Here is a 21,291-nt window from a genome sequence, read left to right on the forward strand (position 1 = left end):
AAAAAACGCGAAGGCCCCACGCGGCCTTCGCGGCGCCCGTCGATTAGTTCTCGACGAGCTTGTCGGCGAGCGACTTCACGCGGCTCGGGTCCGCATGCGTCGCTTTCGCGAGGCGCGTGCCGTAGTCGGCATCGGCCTTATAGAAGTACGACAGCATCGTGTACTTGTTGGCATCGTTGGTGACGCGACCCAGATCGGCGGAAAGCGCCGTCACGAGATCCTGCTTGTCCTGCGCGGACAGCGTCCGGTAGAACTCGCCGGCCTGGCGGAAATTCAGCGTCTTGTGGATCGCTTTCTGCTGGGTCGTGCCAGCGAGCGGCGTCTCGATGTACTTGTAGCTCGGATCCTGAGCCAGTTCGTTCATCGCCGACGGCTCGTAGTTCACTTCGCCCTTGCGATCGCCCACGTTCATCGCGCCGTCCTGGTTGTTGCTCACGACAGGAACATGCGGACGATTGACCGGCAGCTGATTGAAGTTCGCACCGAGGCGATACATCTGCGTATCGGCATACGAGAACAGACGGCCCTGCAGCATCCGGTCTTCCGACGGCTCGATGCCCGGTACGAGACGCGAGGGCGCGAACGCGGACATTTCGGTGGCATCGAAATAGTTGTCCGGCACGCGGTTCAGCGTCATCGTGCCGATTTTGCGCTCAGGAATGTCGGACCAGATCTTCGTGTCGTCGAGCGGGTTGTAGTCGAACTTGTCGAGATCCGACGGGTTCATCACCTGGATATACAGATCCCATTTCGGATATTTGCCGTCTTTCAGCGCGCCGTACAGGTCGTTGGTCATCAGGTTCCAGTCCGCGCCGATCGAGCCCGGGATATCCTGCGGACGCATGCCGTGAATGCCCTGCTGGCTCTTCCAGTGGAACTTCACGTAGGTGACCTTGCCCTGCGCGTTGACGAACTTGAACGCGTGCACCGCGAAGCCATCCATATGCCGATACGAATTCGGCATGCCTTCGTTGGTGTACAGGTGCGTCAGCATGTTGGTCGCTTCGGGCGTGTGCGCGAAGAAATCGAATGCGAGATTCGGATCCTGCACGCCGGTGACCGCGCTCGGCTTGTTCGCGTGAACGAAGTCGGGGAACTTGATCGCGTCGCGAATGAAGAAGATCGGCCAGTTGATGCCGACGAAGTCCCAGTTGCCCTGCGTGGTGTAGAACTTCACCGCGAAGCCGCGCGGGTCGCGCGCCTGTTCCGGCGAGCCGCGATAGCCCATCACGGTCGAGAAACGCACGAACACCGGCGTCGTCGTACCCGGCTTGAAGACGGCAGCCGAGGTCAGATCGCTGATGTCCGCGCTGGGCATGAACTCGCCGAACGCGCCGGTGCCGCGCGCGTGGACGACACGCTCCGGAATGCGCTCGCGATCGAATCGCTGCAGTTTCTCGATGAGATGCGAATCCTGCAGCAGCACCGATCCGTTGGGACCGGCGGTCTGCGAATTCTGGTTATCGCCGACGGGCGAACCGTTGTCGCGCGTCAATTGGGCCGCATAGGGCGTTGCGCAAAACGCGACGCACGCTGCGGCAACCATCCCCCGCAATAACCGGTTTGTTGATTTATTAGGCATATCCATGAAACTCCTTGATTACAGTCGACTACAAAGAAGCCGCCTAAATTACAAAAGATCATTTGATAATTGGCCAATTGAAAATGCGTATAACGACGATAGCAGTCCGACAAATCTGCATTCGCGTGAAATTTTTACCAAAAGAAAATACTTTCTTATTTGTTTTATCTCAAAAATGAGAGAGCGATTTTGTGAAAACTATTTAACTTTTCGCGCCAAATATACCGAAATCATCGATTTTTCAATGGAAATATTTTATTTCTCATTTATTCCAATTAAAATTCCGATGTTTAATTGATTGATATCAAAAACGCTTTGGCAAGCCATGTAACGGCCGACCGCACGGCCGCGGAGCCTTCCTGTCGCGACGCGTATCGCCCATGCATGAGCCATGCTTCTACGCATCGCCGCGGCATCATTCAAATACAATATTTTCGCAAGACGCTGTTGCGGAAAAGCCAGCAAATGAAGACGGGCATCGATGAAATCACGATGCGCGCATCATCTTGACCGAGATGTCGCCCGTCTTTCCAGGCCTCTCTAAACGTTTGATTTCCTTGGCTTCTTCTCGAAATCGCTCAAACTCATCCGCATCACGCTCAAGAAAATCGGACACGTCTAATATCCTCAAGATGGCCGTCAATATATTTTTCCGCTTAATGCTTCGCCCGGAGGGGGAAAATCGTGACAAATTACCGCGATATCAACGATGAAGAATGGCAGCGTGTTGCTGAGCTGCTTCCGGAATTGCGGCCGCGCCGTGAAATGCGTGGCCGGCCGCTGGCCAATACCCGTGAGGTACTGAACGGCGTGTTGTGGGTCATCTATAGCGGCGGTGTGTGGTCCGCGATGCCGCGCAAATACCCGTCGTATCAGACCTGCCACCGGCGGTTTCTGGCGTGGAATGAATCAGGCGTACTAAAGCGTCTGCTGCATGAGCTATATGGTGCGGGTGCTGAAGAATTGTGCAAGACCATGCAGGTTCGCATGCGCAAACACACCATGTCCGCGCGTAAATCCAGCCACGTCACATCTGGCTTGCGAATTCTGGATTCGCTTACGCCCGGCGTGTCGCAAAGCCCGGCATATCCGGCGTCTTTCAAGCACGCTGCATAATCGTATTAATACGTTTTTACGGTTTTAACACCACCCGAATGACCTGTCATTCGGGTGGTGTTGTTTCTTGCTGCCTATCATCGCAACGCAGGGGTTCGAGCTAGCCGCATTACGGTCATCGCGGATGTGGCTCACTCCTCGACTCGCCCCTCCTCGTCGATCAGATTCCGCAGCGACTGCCCCAGCGCCTCCAGCTCTTCCGGCGACGACACCGCCCGGTCGCGCTTGATGTCCTGCTCGACGCGCGCGCACGCCGTCCCCAACTCCGCGTGCCCGAACACGGACAACGCGCCGCGCAGCGAGTGAAGCTCGGCAAGCAGCGCATCCACGTCGTTCGATGCGTGCGCGGCCTCGATAGCCGTCAACGCTTCGCTCGTCGATTTCAGGAATATGTCGCGAAGCGGCTTGGGCATCGCATTGCCGCTGAACTTCCGTTCGTCCGCCACCGAGAAACCGGCGAGCTTGACGCCCTTGCCGTTCGCGATCGTCGCGAGCGCCTGGTTCAACTGCTCGAGCGAAAGCGGCTTCGTCATCACACGATTCATGCCGGCCGCCTCGCAGCGCAACCGCTCCTCGCGTGTCGCGTGCGCGGTGATTGCCATGATCGGCAACGCGGGACGGCGCTCGCGCACCGCTTCGGCCAGCTGATAGCCGCTCATGCCCGGCATGTTCAGGTCGGTCAGCAGCACGTCCCACTCGTCGTCGTCGAGCAGCTCGAGCGCCTGCTTACCGCCCGAGGCCGACTTGACCTCGCAGCCGAGCGTTTCCAGTTGCTCGCATAGCAGCAGCCGGTTCGCGGCGTTGTCCTCGGCCACCAGCACGTGCAAACGACGCTCGAGCGGCATCGAGCCGGCTCGCGCCTGCATTCCGGCGGCACTCGCGGATGCGACCGGCAGCGGCTCGCCGAGCAGCGTTGCGCGCACGCTCGCCTCGAGTCCGCTCAGACTCAGGCATGACACGCTGAGAATCTTGCCCGTGCGCATCGCGTGCGCGGGCCCCTCCAGATAACCGTCGATCACCCACAGCGCATCCTCGATCACGCGGTTCTCGTCTTCGGGCTGCCATTGCTCGCGCGTGCCCCAGATCACCAGCAGCGAATCGTCTTCGAGCGCGCCGTCGGCAATGGCGGCCGGATGCCGGAATACCTGCACCTGGGCGCCCCAACGCTCGAGATGCGGCACCGCAAAATCGCACCACTCCTGCGCGGAAGCCAGGAACAGCACGCGCTCGCCGTCCAGCATGCGGGTATCGGAGCGCACCGCGATACCGTCGCCGAGCGGCAGATAGACGGTAAAGCAACTGCCGACGTTCGGCGTGCTCGATACGTCGATGCGGCCGTGCATCGCGTTCACTAGGCGCTGACACAGCGTGAGGCCGAGTCCGGTGCCGCCGAAGCGCCGGTTGATCGACAGATCCACCTGCGAGAACGCCTTGAAGAGCCGCTGCCGATGCTCCTCCGCGATACCGATGCCGGTATCGGCGACCGCAAACGTGATCTGCGGCCGACCTTCGGCTTCCTGACCGACACCGACCGTCAACGTCACCATGCCGCGCTCGGTGAACTTGATCGCATTGCTGAGCAGGTTGTTGAGAATCTGCCGCATGCGCGTCGGATCGCCCCACATCGTTTGCGTGGTCGCGATGTCGAGGCGCGGATAGATGCCGATGCCGCGCATCCGCGCGATCGGCTCGAAAATCTCGAGCACGCGTTCGACCACCTCGACGACGTTGAACTCCATCTCTTCGAGCGGCATCTCGCCGGCCTCGATCTTCGAGAAGTCGAGGATGTCGCTGATGACCGCGAGCAGCCCGTCCGATGCAACGCGCACGGTCTCGAGACGGTCCTGCTGCACGCTCGTCATCGGTGAATTGGCGAGCAGTTCGAGGTTGCCGAGAATCGCGTTGAGCGGCGTGCGGATTTCGTGGCTCATCGCCGCGAGGAATGCGGATTTTGCCTGGTTGGCCGAATCGGCCGCGCGCATCGCCTCGGCCAGTTCGCGCTGCATGCGGCGGCGCTGCGTCACGTCGATAAACGCGGCCACCAGCACGTCGATGCCGAGAAAACGCGCCTGCGACGCGCTGCTCGCGAATTCGAAGTGGCCGCCGTCGACGGCCGGAAACAGAATGTCCTGGCGCAGCACGCCCACCGTCGCGTCGCCGGCATCTTCCCGCTCGAAGTCGGCGTAATGCGCGACGAGCGTATCCGCGAGCGCCTTCTCGCCGCCGACCATCTGCTGCGCCATTTCGTGCATCAGCGGATTGCCGAGCAGCCACTCGCCGGTCTCGCGCGACACCAGCATGAGCCCGACCGGCACCGTGTGAATCACGGTGCGGCTCAGGTGCTCGCTCTCGAACACCCGCGCGGAATCGGCGAGAATCGGCGCGAACACGCGGCTGCGAAACATCAGCAGCAGCGTCCACACGGCGGCCAGAATCACCGCGACGGCAATCCCGGCCGTAATCAGCTGATTGGCGATGCCGCGCGCGACGTCGCGCCACGAAAACGTATAGAGCAGCGTCCAGCCGGTGTCGTAGATAGGCTCCTTCATCACGAAGAAACCGTTGGCGTACGCGACGTCGCCGCCGAAAAAACCCGGGCGCGGCAACTGGTGTTTCGCGCCGGCCTGCGCGACGCGATCCTTGTCGGCGTCGTCGCCGAGACTCGTGATCACCGTGCCGTCGGGTCCCGCGATTTCGTACGCGTTGTCGGGACCGCGTTCGTCGAGCGCCCTCAGCAGCACGCGCGGATCGTATTCGATCGCGATCACCGCGAACGGTTCGCCATGATTGGTCGCCTGGGCGACGAGCCGCAGACGCCGGTGGCCCGTGAGCGGATCGTTAAACGGCGGCAGCCAGTACACTGGCACATGAAAGCGCTTGGGCCGTTCGTGCTCGCGTGGCGGAAGCTTCGCGAAGTCGATCTTCAACTGTTCGATCAGCTTACCGACGTCGAGAAGCCGACTCACGGGCACGACCGAGTCGGGCACGACGATCAGCTCGTGATGCATGCTGTAGATGTAGCCGTCGACATCGATGTTGTTGCTCGCCGACGCCGACGCATTGCTGATCGCGAACTGCCGCGCCAGCGCGAGATAGCGGCGCACCAGCAGCGGATCTTCGAGCGCGAGCGCATCGGCCGCGAACAGCACGCCGTTGGAGGTCGCCGACGGCGAAATCGTAAGCCGGTTACCATTGCGCCGGAATTCGTCGTAGTACTGCTGCTCGGCAGCGGGCAAGGTCGGCCACGACAGTTCAATAAACGCCACCGTGCGGCGCAGCGACGTTTCGGCCTCGCGCACCGCGGTCGCGACGCGGCTTCTGTCGTCGGTGAACTGCTGCCGCTCGTCGGCGACGAACTGCCGGACCGCGTAAAGGCACGCTGCGGGAATCGTCAGCAGCGCCACGAGCGTGATGACGACGCCGCCGCCCAGCAACAGCATGTCCTGATAGCGGCGCAGGCGTCGTAACGACGTGGTGGGCATGTACGGTTATTTCCCCAATATTGTGGTCAATTGATCCAGTGCAGAATAAAACTTGTCAAATTGAAAAAATAGGACAAGTATCAGTTAGATATGAAAAAAATACAGACATGTCCTATTCCATATCGTATTTCTCTTAAAATTGCAATCTAGCAAACGTTAAGCAAAGTCAATTCCTCTACCCGCTACGCAAATACGAGATTCCCACGGTCTATACTTGTCTCAAAATTGCTCAGCCGAGCTAGCCATAAGGGTCTTTCATGCAAATCAACGTCGTGCTTGCCGACGATCATCCCGCACTCGTCGCCGGCGTCAAGTACGCGCTCGAGCCGGTCAAGACGATCAAGGTCACCGGCACTGCGCAAAACTCCAGCGAGATCGTCCAACTGCTCGAAACGGTTCCGTGCGACGTCCTGGTCGCCGACTACGCGATGCCGAACGGCGCCTATGGCGACGGCATCACGCTGCTGTCCTACCTGCGACGCCGCTATCCCGACCTGAAGATCATCGTCTTCACGATGGTCGACAATCCGGCTATCGTGCGCGAGGTCGCGCGGCTCGGCGTGCATTCCTACCTGAACAAGACCGACGACCTCGATCGTCTGGTCTCCGCGATTCACGCGGTCTATGCCAACGCGATCTATTTCCCGACCGAAAGCTCGCGCCATGAGCACAGCCTCAGAGCCCCGACCAGCAAACAGGACGAACGCGTCGCGCTGTCCAAGCGCGAGATCGAAGTGATCCGTTTTTACGTGTCGGGCATGTCGATCGGCGAAATCGCGAAAAAGCTGAACCGCAGCAAGCAAACCATCAGCTCGCAGAAGACCACGGCGATGAAAAAACTCGGCATCGTACGCGATGCGGAACTGTTCCGCTATGCGTGGGAGATGGGCATCGACGGTACGCCGCCGTCGACGCCGGACAGCGACGCGTCCGCCGAGAACGCCGGCAATCCGGACAACGCCGACAACGGCTTGTGACGCGGGCTATAGCGCGGGTTGGCCCGACACCCCACCGGCCCGCCCTACGCCACTGGGCAAACGCTCACCCCGCCACGTTCAACCCCGGCCACAGTCGCGGCGGCATCGCTACCACGCCGCGCGCCACCACCTCCAACCGCCCCACCATCGCCCTCTTCACGCTCAGAACTGCACCTTGAGCGCCCCCTGCACAGACTGATTCGTCGTACCGCTGCCGAACTGGCCGCGATAGGTGATGCCGAGCGACGCATTGCGCGTGACCCGGAAGTCCAGCCCCGCCTCGACGAGCGCCGCATTGCGCGCGATCGGCACGCCGGCGACGTCGAACGGACTGCCGCCAGCGAACGCGAGCGCCGACACCGGCACCACGTTGCCGAACGCGTGCTGCCAGCCGAGCGTCGCGCTGGCCGTCATCACCGTGCCGTTGCGCAACGCCAGATCGATCGACTGGCGGATGCCGAGCGTCGAGAACGTCGAATTCGTGCTGCCGCTGTCCGCGTGCAGGGCCGCGAGGCCGCCCTGCTCGTTGAATGCATCGGTGTGCAGATTGACGTAGGCGATGCTCGCGAACGGTTCGATCGACATCTGCCGCAGCGGAATCCGGTAGCCGACGTCGCCGAACACCTGGATGGTGTGCGCGTTGTAGCCGGCGGTCAGCCGGTCGGAATAGCCGGTGAAGACCGGCGAGCGCGTGGTGTCGATCGAATGCCACGTGTAGGCGGCGCCCGCGCGCACGCCGAGCGCGCCCCACTGCGAGCCGCCATACACGCCGACGTGGTAGTTGTCGCTGCTTGCGGACGAATTGCGGTCGTCGACGTTGAAGCTCGTGCCGCTATAGCCGGCGAGCGCGCCGACCCGCCAGCGCTGCGCGACCAGCGTGTCCGCGCCGATCAGGAAGCCGCCGGTGTTCTGACGCAGCGTCGCCGCGTTGCCGTCGCCGTTCATATGGCCCCAGCCGCCGAACACGTGCGCCCAGCCGACCAGGTCGCCTTCGCGCGCCGCGCATTCGCCGCCCGATGCGGAGGGCGCGGACATCGCGCCCGGCGCCGCGTTCGCCGACGAGGTCGCGATCGGGTTCGCGCTGCCGCCCGGCAGGCAGAAGCTTTGCCGCACGCGCTCGATCGCGACGTCGCGAATGTAACGGCTGTCGTCGATCAGCGCCGATTTGACCGACGCGTGGATTTCTCCGGACACCTGATCGTAGGCGGCCTGCGCTTCGGTATCGTTCGCGAGGGCCGCGACCGCCGCCTTCAGCGCATTGCCGTCGGGCAGATTTTCCAGCCCGCCGGCCGCGGCACGCTGGTTCGGCGTGCGGGCCGCATCGACGAAACTGCGCACCCGCACCGCTTTCAGGTACACGTTGTCGGCGTCGTAGCTATCCACCAGATCGTAGAACGCGCCGCTCGTCGCGCCGGTCAGCGTATAGGTGCCGGTCACGCCGCCGGTCGCGCTCAGCACCGTGTAGTTCGATGCCGCCGAGTACTCGCCGGGGTAGTACTTGATCACGTCGAGCACCGCGCCCTGGGCGATCGACGCCGCGCCGTTCACGTGAATCAGGTCCGACGACGTGCTGTTCGGATCCAGTTCGACCTGATAGGTCGAGCCGGACGCCTGCGTGAAGCCGCCGTTGATCGTCAGCTTGCCGATCGAGTTGCCCGGGCCGATCGTGCCGCCGCTCTGGATCGTGATCTGCCCGACCGTGCCGTTGCCGCCGAGCGTCGCGCCGTTCTGCACGGTCACCGCCGAGCGCACCAGCGAGCCGTTCACCGCGAGCCGGCCGGCCGCCACCGTGGTCGCGCCGGTCAGCATGCTGTCGCCGGTCAGATTCAGCGAGCCCGCGCCGGTCTTCGTCAATGTGCCGGTGCCGTTGATCGAATTCGCGAGTGCCGCATTGACCGGCTGGTCGATCACGAGCGCGGCGTTATTCATGATCGAGCCGCTGCCGAAGCTCGTCGCCGAGCCGTTCAGCGTGCCGGCCGAAATCGTCGTGCCGCCGCCGTAGGTGTTCGTGCCCGTCAGCGTCAACGCGCCCGCGCCGGTCTTGCTCAGGCCGCCCGCGCCGCTGATCGCGCCGGAGAAAGTTGTCGCCGCCGTGTTGTTCGCGGTCAGCACGGTCGACGCCTGCGAGCCGAGCGTGATCGCGCCCGCGCCGGACAGGTTGTTGACCGTCTGCGAGAAGTCCTGCAGCGCGAGCGTCGCGCCGCTATTCACCGTGACCGCCGAACTCGATGCGATCGCATTCGCGATGCCCATCGCGAGCGTGCCGCTGTTGACCGTGGTCGTGCCGGTGTAGCTGTTCAGCGCCGACAGCGTCAGCGTGCCTGCGCCGGCCTTGGTCAGGTCCATGCCGTTCCAGCCGGTCGCCGACGCCGTCTGGTTCGCGAGCGCGACGTCGACGTTGAACGCATCCGACGCGTTCTCCAGCGTGAAGGTGCCGTTGCCCGCGGTCGAGCCCGCCTGCCACGCGAGCCCGAAGCCGACCGTGTACAGCAGATTGTTCACGCTGCGGCCCGTCGCGCCAGCGGCGAGCACCAGATAATCGACCGGGCTCGCCGCGCTGCCGAGCGTAATCCCGCTGAAGTCGCCGCTGATGCCGCCGGTCGTGCTGACGATCGTGAAGCGCGTCGACGTCAGCGCGCTCGCCGACGAGGGCGCATCGGCCGCGAAGCCCGCGATGTTCAGTATTCCTCCCAATGTCGCGGTATTCGCGGTGATGACCGGATTGTTCGTGCCGAGCGTGACGTCCAGCGTCGAGCCGGCCGCTTCGGTGAAGGTGCCGCTCGCGGCCAGTTGCGAATTGCCGCCGATGCTGGTCGTCGCACCGCTTTGCGTCGTGTAGTCGGACGCGTTGAACACGCCGTTTTGCGCGAACTCCAGCGTGCCGGCGGCGGCCGAGACCGCGCCTTGCGTCGAGCCCGTCGCGGTCAGCGTCGCGGTGCCGGCTCCGGTTTTGGTCAGGCTGCCGGTGCCGGACAACGTGTTGGCAAGCGTGCTATCGGATGCGAAATCGAGTTGCAGCGCGGCATTGTTGGCGACGGCGCCGCTGCCGAGGGCGTTGCCGTTCGCCGCGACGAGCGTGCCGGCGCTCACCGTCGTGCCGCCGCTGTAGGTGTTATTGCCCGAGAGCGTCAGTGCAGCCGTGCCGGTTTTATCGACGCTGCCCGCGCCGCTGATCGTACCGGAGAAGGTCGTCGCCGCCGTGTTGTTTGCGCTCAGTACCGTGGCGCTCGATGAACCCAGCGTCACCGCTCCCGCGCCCGACAGATCGTTCAGCGTCTGCGAGAAGTCCTGCAACGCGAGTGTCGCGCCGCTGTTCACCGTGACCGCCGAACTCGATGCGATCGCGTTGGCAATACCCATCGCGAGCGTGCCGCCGTTGACCGTGGTCGTGCCGGTGTAGCTGTTCACCGCCGATAGCGTCAGCGTGCCCGCCCCCGCCTTCGTCAGATCCGTACCGTTCCATCCGGTTGCCGATGCCGCCTCGTTCGCCAGCGCCACGTCGACGTTGAACGCATCCGCCGCGTTCGCCAGCGTGAATGTGCCGTTACCGTGCGTCGTCCCTTCCTGCCACGTCAAATCGAAACCGACTTCGAGGTCGAGCAGATCGGCGCTCGTGTGCGCGGACAGCGTCAGATAGTCGACCGGGCTCGACGCGCCGCCGAGATTGACCGTGCCGAAATCGCTCGGGATGCCGCCCGTCGTGTGAATCAGCGTGTATTGCGTGCCGGCCAGCGCGCTCGCCGAGGTCGGAGCGCTCGCGGTAAAGCCGGCCACGTTCAGCGTACCGGCGAGCGTGGCCGTGCCCGTCGTGATGACCGGGTCGTTCGAGCCGATCGTGAGGTTCAGCGTCGAGCCGGCGGCCTGGTCGAGCGCGCCGCTGATCGACAGTTGCGCATTCGGGCCGATGTTGGTCGTCGCGCCGCTCGCGGTCGTCAGGCTCGCTGCGTTGAACACGCCGGTTTGCTCGAAGGCGAGTGTGCCGGCATTCACCGACACCGCGCCTTCCGTCGACCCCGCAGCAGTGAGCGTGGCGGTGCCGGCGCCGGTCTTGGTCACGCTGCCGGTACCGGACAACGCGTTGGCAAGCGTGCTGTCGGATGCGAAGTCGAGTTGCAGCGCGGCGTTATTCGTGACGGCGCCGCTGCCGAGCGCGTTGCCGTTCGTCGCGACGAGCGTGCCGGCGCTCACCGTCGTGCCGCCGCTGTAGGTGTTGTTGCCCGAGAGCGTCAGCGCACCCGCGCCGGTTTTGTCGACGCTGCCCGCGCCGCTGATGACGCCGGAGAAAGTCGTCGCCGCCGTGTTGTTCGCCGTCAGTACCGTGGCGTTCGATGAACCCAGCGTCACCGTCCCCGCGCCCGATAGATCGTTCAGTGTCTGCGAGAAGTCCTGCAACGCTAACGTCGCGCCGCTGTTCACCGCTACCGCCGAACTCGATGCGATCGCATTCGCGACGCCCATCGCCAGTGTGCCGCCGTTGACTGTAGTTGTGCCCGTGTAGGTGTTCACCGCTGACAGTGTCAGCGTGCCCGCGCCCGCCTTCGTCAGATCCGTGCCGTCCCACCCGGTCGACGAGGCCGCCTCGTTGCCCAGCACCACATCGACGTTGAACGCATCCGTTGCGTTCGCCAGCGTGAACGTGCCGTTGCCGAGTGTCGCGCCGGCCTGCCATGTCAGGCCGAAGCCGACGTTGTAGTCCAGCGTATCGGCGCTGCGTTGTGCGGCCAGCGTCAGGTAATCGACCGAACTCGACGCACCGCCCAACGCGATCGAACTGAAGTCGCCGGTGATGCCGCCCGTCGTGTGAATGATCGTGTACTGCGTGCCCGGCAGCGCGCTCGCCGACGTGGGCTCGGCCGACGTGAAGCCGGCGATGTTGAGCACGCCATTCAGCGTCGCCGAGGCGGCGCTGATGGCCGGACTGTTCGCACCGATCGCGACGTCGAGCGTCGAGCCAGCGGCCTGCGTGAACGCGCCCGTCGTCGACAGTTGCGAGGTCGAGCCGATACTGGTCGTCGCACCGGTTTGCGTCGTGTAGCTCGACGCGTTGAACACGCCGGCCTGCGAGAACTGCAGGGTGCCGGTGCTCACCGATACTGCGCCCTGGGTCGAGCCTGTTGCGGTCAGCGTGGCCACACCGGTGCCGGTCTTGGTCAGGCTGCCGGTGCCGGACAACGTGTTGGCCAGTGTGCTGTTGGACGCGAAGTCGAGTTGCAGCGCGGCGTCGTTCGTGACGGTGCCTGTGCCTAGTGCGCTGCCACTGGTGGCGATCAATGTGCCGGCGCTAACCGTCGTTCCGCCGCTGTACGTGTTGGCGCCGGAGAGCGTCAGGGCGGCAGTGCCGGCTTTATCGACGCTGCCCGCGCCGCTGATTACGCCGGAGAACGTCGTGTCCGCTGCGTTGCTCGCCGTCAGTACGGTCGAGGCCGACGAGCCCAGCGTCACCGCACCGGCGCCCGACAGATCGTTCACCGTCTGCGAGAAATCCTGCAATGCCAGCGTCGCACCGCTGTTCACCGTTACCGCTGAGCTTGTCGCGATCGCGTTCGCGATGCCCATCGCCAGTGTGCCGGCGTTGACTGTGGTCGTGCCCGTGTAGGTGTTCACCGCTGACAGTGTCAGCGTGCCCGCGCCCGCCTTCGTCAGATCCGTGCCGTCCCACCCGGTCGACGAGGCCGCCTCGTTCGCCAGCACGACATCGACGTTGAACGCGTCCGCCGCATTCGCCAGCGTGAACGTGCCGTTGCCGAGCGTCGCGCCAGCCTGCCATGTCAGGCCGAAGCCGACGTTGTAGTCCAGCGTATCGGCGCTGCGTTGTGCGGCGAGCGTCAGGTAATCGACCGAACTCGACGCACCGCCCAGCGTGATCGAACTGAAGTCGCCGGTGATGCCGCTCGTCGTGTGAATGATCGTGTACTGCGTGCCCGGCAGCGCGCTCGCCGACGTGGGCTCGGCCGACGTGAAGCCGGCGATGTTGAGCACGCCATTCAGCGTCGCCGAGGCGGCGCTGATGGCCGGACTGTTCGCACCGATCGCGACGTCGAGCGTCGAGCCGGCGGCCTGCGTGAATGCGCCCGTCATCGCCAGTTGCGACGTGCCGCCGATGCTGGTCGTCGCGCCGCTTAGCGTCGTGTAGCTCGACGCGTTGAATGCGCCGGCCTGCGAGAACTGCAGCGTGCCGGTGTTGACCGAGACCGCGCCCTGGGTCGAACCCGCCGCGGTGAGTGTGGCCGTGCCGGTGCCGGTCTTGGTCAGGCTGCCGGTGCCGGACAACGTGTTGGCCAGCGTGCTGTTGGACGCGAAGTCGAGTTGTAGCGCGGCGTCGTTGGTGACTGCGCCGCTGCCGAGCGCGCTACCGCTCGTGGCGATCAGCGTGCCGGCGCCAATCGTCGTGCCGCCGCTGTACGTATTGGCGCCGGAGAGCGTCAGGGCGGCAGTGCCGGTTTTATCGACGCTGCCCGCGCCGCTGATTACGCCGGAGAACGTCGTGTCCGCTGCGTTGTTCGCGGTCAGTACGGTCGAGGCTGAGGAACCCAGCGTCACCACACCCGCGCCCGACAGGTCGTCCAGCGTCTGCGAGAAGTCCTGCAATGCCAGTGTCGCACCGCCGTTCACCGTCACCGCCGAACTCGATGCGATCGCGTTCGTGACGCCCATCGCCAGCGTGCCGCCGTTGACTGTGGTCGTGCCGGTATAGGTGTTCAACGCCGACAGCGTCAGCGTCCCGGCGCCATCCTTGGTCAGATCCGTGCCGTCCCAACCAGTTGCCGAGGCCGCTTCGTTGCCGAGCGCCACGTCGACGTTGAACGCATCCGCCGCATTCGTCAGCGTGAACGTGCCGTTGCCGAGCGTCGTGCCCGCCTGCCACGTCAGGCCGAAGCCAACGTTGTAATCGAGGCCGTTCGCACTCGCGCGCGCGGCCAGTGTCAGGTAATCGACGGGACTCGACGCACCGCCCAACGCGATCGAACTGAAGTCGCCAGTGACGCCGCCTGTCGTGTGGATGATCGTGTACTGCGTGCCGGGCAACGCACTCGCCGACGTCGGCGCGGTCGCCGAAAAGCCGGTCACGTTCAGCGCGCCGCTCAGCGTAGCCGAGCCCGCGCTGATGATCGGATTGTTCGAGCCGATCGCGACGTCGAGCGTGGAGCCGGCGGCCTGGGTGAACGCGCCGGTCATCGCCAGTTGCGACGTGCCGCCGATGCTGGTCGTCGCGCCGCTTAGCGTCGTGTAGCTCGACGCGTTGAATGCGCCGGCCTGCGAGAACTGCAGCGTGCCGGTGTTGACCGAGACCGCGCCCTGGGTCGAACCCGCCGCGGTGAGTGTGGCCGTGCCGGTGCCGGTCTTGGTCAGGCTGCCGGTGCCGGACAACGTGTTGGCCAGCGTGCTGTTGGACGCGAAGTCGAGTTGTAGCGCGGCGTCGTTGGTGACGGTGCCTGTGCCGAGCGCGCTACCGCTGGTGGCGATCAGCGTACCGGCGGTCACCGTTGTGCCACCACTGTAGGTGTTGGCGCCGGAGAGCGTCAGAGCGGCAGCGCCGATTTTATCCACACTACCCGCGCCGCTGATGACGCCGGAGAAGGTCGTCGCGGCTGCGTTGTTCGCCGTCAGCACGGTTGCGGCTGAGGAACCCAGCGTCACCGCACCAGCGCCCGACAGGTCGTTGATCGTCTGCGAGAAGTCCAGCAATGCAAGCGTCGCGCCGCCGTTCACCGTCACCGCCGAACTCGATGCGATCGCGTTCGCGATACCCATCGCCAGTGTGCCGGCGTTGACTGTAGTCGTGCCGGTATAGGTGTTCAACGCCGACAGCGTCAGCGTCCCGGCGCCATCCTTGGTCAGATCCGTGCCGTCCCACCCGGTCGACGAGGCCGCTTCGTTCGCCAGCGCCACGTCGACGTTGAACGTATCCGCCGCATTCGCCAGCGTGAACGTGCCGTTGCCCAGCGTCGTGCCCGCCTGCCACGTCAGGCCGAAGCCAACGTTGTAATCGAGGCCGTTCGCACTCGCGCGCGCGGCCAGTGTCAGGTAATCGACAGAACTCGCCGCGCCGCCCAGCGAGATCGAAGTGAAGTCGCCAGTGACGCCGCCTGTCGTGTGGATGATCGTGTACTGCGTGCCGGGCAACGCACTCGCCGACGTCGGCGCGGTCGCCGAAAAGCCGGTCACGTTCAGCGCGCCGCTCAGCGTAGCCGAGCCCGCGCTGATGATCGGATTGTTCGAGCCGATCGCGACGTCGAGCGTGGAGCCGGCGGCCTGGGTGAACGCGCCGGTCATCGCCAGTTGCGACGTGCCGCCGATGCTGGTCGTCGCGCCGCTTAGCGTCGTGTAGCTCGACGCGTTGAATGCGCCGGCCTGCGAGAACTGCAGCGTGCCGGTGTTGACCGAGACCGCGCCCTGGGTCGAACCCGCCGCGGTGAGTGTGGCCGTGCCGGCGCTGGTCTTCGTCAGGCTGCCGGTGCCGGACAACGTATTGGCCAGCGTGCTGTTGGTCACGAAGTCGAGTTGCAGCGCGGCGTCGTTCGTGACGGCGCCTGTGCCGAGCGCGCTACCGCTGGTGGCGATCAGCGTACCGGCGGTCACCGTTGTGCCACCGCTGTAGGTGTTGGCGCCGGAGAGCGTCAGAGCGGCAGCGCCGATTTTATCCACACTACCCGCGCCGCTGATGACGCCGGAGAACGTCGTCGCGGCCGTGTTGTTCGCCGTCAGCACGGTTGCGGCTGATGAACCCAGCGTCACCACACCCGCGCCCGACAGGTCGTTGATCGTCTGCGAGAAGTCCAGCAATGCAAGCGTCGCGCCGCCGTTCACCGTCACCGCCGAACTCGATGCGATCGCGTTCGCGATGCCCATCGTCAGCGTGCCGGCGTTGACTGTAGTCGTGCCGGTATAGGTGTTCAACGCCGACAGCGTCAGCGTCCCGGCGCCATCCTTGGTCAGATCCGTGCCGTCCCAACCAGTTGCCGAGGCCGCTTCGTTGCCGAGCGCCACGTCGACGTTGAACGCATCCGTGGCATTCGTCAGCGTGAACGTGCCATTGCCCAGCGTCGTCCCCGCCTGCCACGTCAGGCCGAAGCCGACGTTGTAATCCAGGCCATTCGCGCTCGCGCGCGCCGCCAGTGTCAGGTAATCGACAGAACTCGACGCGCCGCCCAGTGAAATCGTGCTGAAGTCGCCACTGACGCCGCCTGTCGTATGGACGATCGTGTACTGCGTGCCGGGCAGCGCGCTCGCCAAGGTCGGCGCGGTCGCCGAGAAGCCGGTCACGTTCAACGTGCCCGCGAGCGATGCCGTCGCCGCGGTGATCGCCGGGCTATTCGCGCCGAGTGCGACGTCGAGCGTCGAGCCGGTGGCCTGCGTGAATGCACCGGTCGTCGACAGTTGCGACGTGCCGCCGATGCCGGTCGTCGCGCCGCTTAGCGTCGTGTAGCTCACTGCGTTGAACGCGCCGGCCTGCGAGAACTGCAGCGTGCCGGTGTTGACCGAGACCGCGCCCTGGGTCGAACCCGCCGCGGTGAGTGTGGCCGTGCCGGCGCTGGTCTTCGTCAGGCTGCCGGTGCCGGACAACGTATTGGCCAGCGTGCTGTTGGAGGCGAAGTCGAGTTGCAGCGCGGCGTCGTTCGTAACGGCGCCGCTGCCGAGCGCGCTACCGCTCGTGGCGATCAGCGTGCCGGCGCCAATCGTCGTGCCGCCGCTGTACGTGTTGGCGCCCGACAGCGTCAGAGCGGCAGTGCCGGTTTTATCCACACTGCCCGCGCCGCTGATGACGCCTGAGAAGGTCGTCGCCGCGGCGTTGTTCGCCGTCAGCACGGTTGCGGCTGATGAACCCAGCGTCACCGCCCCCGCACCGGACAGATCGTTCACCGTCTGCGAGAAGTCCTGCAACGCCAGCGTCGCGCCGCCGTTCACCGTCACCGCCGAACTCGATGCGATCGCGTTCGCGATACCCATCGCCAGTGTGCCGGCGTTGACTGTGGTCGTGCCGGTATAGGTGTTCAACGCCGACAGCGTCAATGTGCCCGCACCGGCCTTCGTCAGATCCGTGCCGTCCCAACCAGTTGCCGAGGCCGCTTCGTTGCCGAGCGCCACGTCGACGTTGAACGCATCCGCCGCATTCGTCAGCGTGAACGTGCCATTGCCCAGCGTCGTGCCCGCCTGCCACGTCAGGCCATAACCCACGTTGTAATCCAGGCCATTCGCGCTCGCGCGCGCCGCCAGTGTCAGGTAATCGACCGAACTCGACGCGCCGCCCAGTGAAATCGTGCTGAAGTCGCCACTGACGCCGCCTGTCGTATGGACGATCGTGTACTGCGTGCCGGGCAGCGCGCTCGCCAAGGTCGGCGCGGTCGCCGAGAAGCCGGTCACGTTCAACGTGCCCGCGAGCGATGCCGTCGCCGCGGTGATCGCCGGGCTATTCGCGCCGAGCGCGACGTCGAGCGTCGAGCCCGTGGCCTGCGTGAATGCGCCGGTCGTCGACAGTTGCGAGGTCGACCCGATGCCGGTCGTCGCACCGGTTTGCGTCGTGTAGCTCGCTGCGTTGAACGCGCCGCCTTGCGAGAACTGCAGCGTGCCAGCGTTCACCGAGACCGCGCCCTGGGTCGAGCTAGCTGCGGTGAGCGTGGCCGTGCCGGCGCTGGTCTTCGTCAGGCTGCCGGTGCCGGACAACGTATTGGCCAGCGTGCTGTTGGTCGCGAAGTCGAGTTGCAGCGCGGCGTCGTTGGTGACGGCGCCTGTGCCGAGCGCGCTACCGCTGGTGGCGATCAGCGTGCCGGCGGTCACCGTTGTGCCACCGCTGTAGGTGTTGGCGCCGGAGAGCGTCAGAGCGGCAGTGCCGGTTTTATCCACGCTACCCGCGCCGCTGATGACGCCGGAGAAGGTCGTGGCCGCCGTGTTGTTCGCCGTCAGCACGGTTGCGGCTGATGAACCCAGCGTCACCGCCCCCGCACCGGACAGATCGTTCACCGTCTGCGAGAAGTCCTGCAACGCCAGCGTCGCGCCGCCGTTCACCGTCACCGCCGAACTCGATGCGATCGCGTTCGCGATACCCATCGCCAGTGTGCCGGCATTGACTGTGGTCGTGCCCGTATATGTGTTCAGCGCGGACAGCGTCAATGTGCCCGCACCGGCCTTCGTCAGATCCGTGCCGTCCCAACCAGTTGCCGAGGCCGCTTCGTTCGCCAATGCCACGTCGACATTGAACACATCCGTGGCATTCGTCAGCGTGAACGTGCCATTGCCCAGCGTCGTCCCCGCCTGCCACGTCAGGCCGAAGCCGACGTTGTAATCGAGGCCGTTCGCGCTTCGCTGCGCGGCGAGCGTCAGATAATCGACCGGGCTCACCGCATCGTAGGTGATCGCGCTGAAGTTGCCGGTAATGCCACCCGTCGTATGAAGAATCGTGTATTGCGTCGAAGGCAGTGCGCTGGCCGACGACGGCGCCGTCCCCGCCCAGCTCGCGATGTTCAACGTGCCGTTGAGCGACGCGGATGTCGCGCTGATCAACGGCTCATTGGCCGAACCGACGTTCACGTTCAACGTCGCGCCAGCCGCCTGCGTCAACGTGGTGCCGAGCGTCAACTGGGCATTCGCGTCGAGTTGCGTCGTCGCGCCGCTGCTCGTGCTGAGACCACCCGTGACCGCGAAAACGCCGCTCTGCCCGAAATCGAGCGTGCCGGCCGCGACCGTTACCGCGCTCTGCGTCGAATTCACACCGGTCAGCGTCGCGATGCCCGCGCTCGTTTTGTTCAGTACACCTGATCCGGTCAGCTGGTTCACGAGCGTGCTATTCGACGCGAAGTCCAGTTGCAGCGTCGTCGCGTTGCTCACCGCCCCAGTGCCGAGCGCGCCGCCGTTGGTCGCGACCAGCGTGCCCGCGCCGATCGTGGTCCCGCCGCTATACGTGCTGCCCGTGCCCGACAACGTCAGCGTGCCCGTACCGGTCTTGTTCAGCACACCAGTACCGGCAATAGTGCCGGCATACGTCGTGTTCGTCGCGCCGTTGACGGCCGTCAGCGTGGCCGAACCGAGCTGGATCGCGCCGCTGCCGGACAGGTTGTTGGCGGTCTGATTCGGGTTGTTCTGGCTCAGATCGAGCGTGCCGTTGACCGCCACGCTGCCGCTCGTCGCAAACGCATTCGCCACGCCACCGAGCAGCGTCGATCCCGCGACCACCGTGGTGGCGCCGGTGTAGGTATTGCCCGCGTTCGACAGCTCGAGCGTGCCGCCGCCCTGCGCGGTGATGCCGCCGGCGCCCGCGAGCAGGCCGCTGATGTTCAGCGTGTTGCCGGCACTGACGTTCGCGATTGTGGTGCCCGCGATGTTGATGTGGCTGGTCGCGGCCAGCGTGCCATTGCCGGCGAACTGGCCGCCGCTCTGCACGTTGATCGTGCCGACGTTCACGGTGAAGGTGCCGTCGGTGACGGCGACCGTGCCGCCGCTCTGCACGGTGAGGGTCAGCGCGCGCAGACTCGAGCCGCCACCGCCGCGCACCGTGCCCGCGGTGCCGGCACCGCTGTCGGTCGTAACCGTGAAGACACCGGCCGCCGTGTTGCCGTAATTGACGCCATTGGCCAACGTGAAATAGCCGCCGCTGACGGTGGTATTCGCCTGAATCGTGGAATCGTAATTGGTGGTCGCGCCGTTATCGCCGTAGAAAATGACCTCGCCGTTGCCGGATTTCGTCACGGTTACGGTCGAGCCGGCAATCGACGAAATCGGATCGTAGAACTGGATCTGATAGCCGGCATTGGCATTCAGATTCAGGTTGCCCGACGAGCCGAGATAAATCGCATTCGGGGTGCCGGTTCCCGGGACTGGCGCGTAATTACCCGATGTGCCGAAAGTCGCGCCCTGCCGGTTGCCCTGAAACAGGATATTGTCGGTCAGCGCATTCAGCGTGATCGTGCCGGACTGAAGATAGATTGCGCCGCCGCTGGTCGATGCATAGTTATTCAGAAACTGCGTGCCCGAAGTCAGGCTGACCAGCGCTCCCGATGCATCGTAGTAAATCGCACCGCCATAACCGCCGCCCGCTCCGGTGCCGGCTTTGACGACATAGTTGTTTTCGAATATCGCCGCGGCGTTGAAGATATATTGGTAGTTGTACGCCGCGCCGTTGCCATAAGCGCTGATCGCACCGCCATAGGCGATGCCGCCGGCGCCCGTCGACACAATGTAGTTTCCGTTGAACGTGACCGTGTTATTGAATTGCACCACGGAAGCGCCCGTTCCCGGACTCGTATAACCGATGTTGATCGCGCCGCCACGCGGATTGCCCGAGCCGGTGGCCGAGGTATTCACATAATTGCCCGTGAAGCTCGTGACGCCGTTAAAGGTCAGCGTCGATGCGCCGCCCCAGATATCGATCGCGCCGCCGAAGTAGGTCGTCGAATAGTTGCCGTTGAACGCCGTCGTGCCGTAGAACGTCATCACGCCGGGGCTCTGATACATCGAGATCGCTCCGCCGTAATTGCCGGTGGAATTCGAATTGAAGGTGTAGTCGCCGTAAAAATTCATGTTGCCGGCGTACATCGAGATGACCCCCGCGCCATCTCCCGACGAAACGTTATTGGAAAACGTGACGCCATTGGTGCCCGTACCGGCGGTGATATTCATTATCGTGCTGCCGGTCGTGCCATTCATATAAAAAATATTACCGAATGCTCCCTGCAGCCCGTTGAAGGTTACGTTATTCAGGAACAAATTCGAGGTCACCGTGCCGCCGGCGTTATAGAAAATTGCCACTCCTGAATTAGCGGTTTGCCCGAAATTGATATTCGAAAGCGTGACGGAATTCTGATTAATACTTGAGCCGTCGTAATAAACGACGTAATTACCCGCACGCGTAACCGTATGGCCGGCGCCGTCCAGCGAAAGTATCGAATGCGCGGCGCTATTCACATAAACAACGTTATTCCAGGTGGCATTCGCACCCAGGTTGAACTGGGTGCTGGTGGCACTCCAGTTCGTGCCGGTGTTCAGGTAGGTGCCGATATCGGTTCCCGTCGGAATCGTGACCTGCGCGGACACCGCGGACGCAAACGCCATACTGGACGCCTGCACGAACAACAACGATCGAAGAGGCCGAACGAACGCCTGATTTTCAGGTGTGCGCGCTTCTGCACCTTCAGCGTCGTCG

At 64.3% G+C, this 21,291-nt stretch carries 6 protein-coding genes; 2 read left to right on the forward strand and 4 right to left on the reverse strand.

The genetic code is table 11. From position 1 onward, the window contains the following. Positions 1-43: 43 nt before the first annotated feature. On the reverse strand, positions 44-1,546 hold the full coding sequence (locus HHL14_RS25715) for a catalase (protein WP_230413195.1): 1,503 nt from the start codon (positions 1,544-1,546) through the stop codon (positions 44-46). 523 nt (positions 1,547-2,069) lie between these two features. Then, positions 2,070-2,198 (reverse strand): hypothetical protein, encoded by a 129-nt coding sequence (locus HHL14_RS33605; protein ID WP_268966644.1) that lies wholly within the window; start codon positions 2,196-2,198, stop codon positions 2,070-2,072. A gap of 68 nt (positions 2,199-2,266) precedes the next feature. Between HHL14_RS33605 and HHL14_RS25720 the strand changes: the two genes are divergently transcribed. Beyond that, positions 2,267-2,698: a transposase gene (locus tag HHL14_RS25720; protein ID WP_169500402.1), complete on the forward strand. Its 432-nt coding sequence runs from the start codon at positions 2,267-2,269 to the stop codon at positions 2,696-2,698. 131 nt (positions 2,699-2,829) lie between these two features. Here HHL14_RS25720 and HHL14_RS25725 read toward each other — a convergent pair whose 3' ends face one another. Continuing rightward, complete coding sequence (locus HHL14_RS25725) at positions 2,830-6,180, reverse strand: hybrid sensor histidine kinase/response regulator (RefSeq protein WP_169500403.1); 3,351 nt, start codon at positions 6,178-6,180, stop codon at positions 2,830-2,832. Between the two features lie 257 nt (positions 6,181-6,437). On the opposite strand from HHL14_RS25725, the gene HHL14_RS25730 reads away from it, so the two are divergent. Then, the gene (locus HHL14_RS25730; protein WP_169500404.1) at positions 6,438-7,157 is read left to right on the forward strand and encodes a response regulator transcription factor; all 720 of its coding nucleotides are present in this window, start codon (positions 6,438-6,440) and stop codon (positions 7,155-7,157) included. A gap of 162 nt (positions 7,158-7,319) precedes the next feature. Here the strand turns inward: HHL14_RS25730 and HHL14_RS25735 are convergent, their stop codons facing one another. Further along, positions 7,320-21,200 (reverse strand): autotransporter-associated beta strand repeat-containing protein, encoded by a 13,881-nt coding sequence (locus tag HHL14_RS25735; protein WP_230413190.1) that lies wholly within the window; start codon positions 21,198-21,200, stop codon positions 7,320-7,322. Between the last annotated feature and the right edge of the window lie 91 nt (positions 21,201-21,291).

It is taken from the genome of Paraburkholderia antibiotica (assembly GCF_012927125.1).
Lineage (GTDB): Bacteria > Pseudomonadota > Gammaproteobacteria > Burkholderiales > Burkholderiaceae > Paraburkholderia > Paraburkholderia antibiotica.

Excerpts from the sequence above, each read along its gene's own strand:
- HHL14_RS25715 (WP_230413195.1), bottom strand. The coding sequence starts at position 1,546 with ATGGTTGCCGCAGCGTGCGTCGCGTTTTGCGCAACGCCCTATGCGGCC.
- HHL14_RS25725 (WP_169500403.1), bottom strand. The coding sequence starts at position 6,180 with ATGCCCACCACGTCGTTACGACGCCTGCGCCGCTATCAGGACATGCTG.
- HHL14_RS25730 (WP_169500404.1), top strand. The coding sequence starts at position 6,438 with ATGCAAATCAACGTCGTGCTTGCCGACGATCATCCCGCACTCGTCGCC.
- HHL14_RS25735 (WP_230413190.1), bottom strand. The coding sequence starts at position 21,200 with ATGGCGTTTGCGTCCGCGGTGTCCGCGCAGGTCACGATTCCGACGGGA.